Here is a 1331-nt window from a genome sequence, read left to right on the forward strand (position 1 = left end):
GTCCGTCAGCTTTGCCCCCGCGCTCAAAATCGTGCCATATAAACATTCTGCGTCATCGTAACGGTCAGTAACTATTGCCCGCTCCAGAGCTTCATTCAGTTTATCCAGAACTTCATCCGTTAGCGTTGCCCCCAGGGCCAGAATGATGCCTGTTAAGCGCTCTGCGCCATCGTAATGATCGTCAGCTATAGCCTTCTCCAAAGATTCATTCAGTTTGCTTATGTCATCGTCCGTCAGCTTTACCCCGGTACCCTTTATGATCGATACTAACTGTTCTACCAGCTCGTAGTTCTGGAAAGCTGCTGCCCATACCAGACTTCCCCTCAGTTTTCTCTGGTCATCCTCAGTCAGCTTTGTCTTGGTGCTTACAATGATGGATAGTAACAGCTCTGGCTTATCCTTATCGTAATAATAGTTATCCACTGCCAGTATCAGGCGGTTACTCAGTGCTATCCGGGCATCCTCCGTCAGCTCTGTCTCAGTGCTTACAATGATGGATAGTAACAGCTCTGGCTTATCCTTATCGTAATGACGGTTATCCACTGCCAGTATCAGACCGTTACTCAGTGCTATCCGGGCATCCTCCGTCAGCTCTGTCCCAGTGCTTACAATGATGGATAGTAACAGCTCTGGCTTATCCTTATCGTAATGACGGTTATCCACTGCCAGTATCAGACCGTTACTCAGTGCTATCCGGGCATCCTCCGTCAGCTCTGTCTCAGTGCTTACAAAGACGGATTTTAACAGCTCTGCCTTATCGTAAAGACGGTGATCTACTGCCATTATCAGACCGTTACTCAGTGCTATCCGGTCATCCTGCGTCAGCTCTGTCCCAGTGCTTACAATGATGGATAGTAACAGCCCTACCATATCGTAAAGACGGTGATCTACTGCCTGTACCAGAGCGTTACTCAGTGCTATCCGGGCATCCTCTGTCAACTCTGCCCCAGTGATTACAATGATGGATTGTATCCGTTCTAAAAAATCATACCATCCGTACTTCAATGACAATATCACGCCTTCATTCAGTGTTCTCTGCCCTTCGCTGGTCAGCGTTGGCCCTGTATCCTGAATAATAATGAGTTGTCCTTGCAGTTCATGAGAAGGCAGGGTATTGGTCTGTCTTTCCTGATTTGCCACCTCCTTTGCTTCGCCGACAAGACCCCATGATTTTACTAACTCAGACAGGCCGCCTTTGAATAATGGACAGACTTTCCTTTCTTCTATTTGCTGATGGTTGACATGCACCGGCTTCAGGCAGTCTGTGTTGATGGGATTCGCACAAAAGGCTGTAGCCACCCCCCGGCAAAATGCTTTACCCCATGCAGGGT

At 48.2% G+C, this 1331-nt stretch carries 1 protein-coding gene; it reads right to left on the reverse strand.

The window, feature by feature from the left end:
* The coding region (locus tag J7438_RS25500) for a hypothetical protein (protein ID WP_209278847.1) at positions 1-1248 on the reverse strand (1248 nt) is incomplete at its 3' end.
* Positions 1249-1331: the final 83 nt, after the last annotated feature.

The sequence above is a fragment of the Thalassotalea sp. G20_0 genome, assembly GCF_017744175.1.
Lineage (GTDB): Bacteria > Pseudomonadota > Gammaproteobacteria > Pseudomonadales > Endozoicomonadaceae > Endozoicomonas.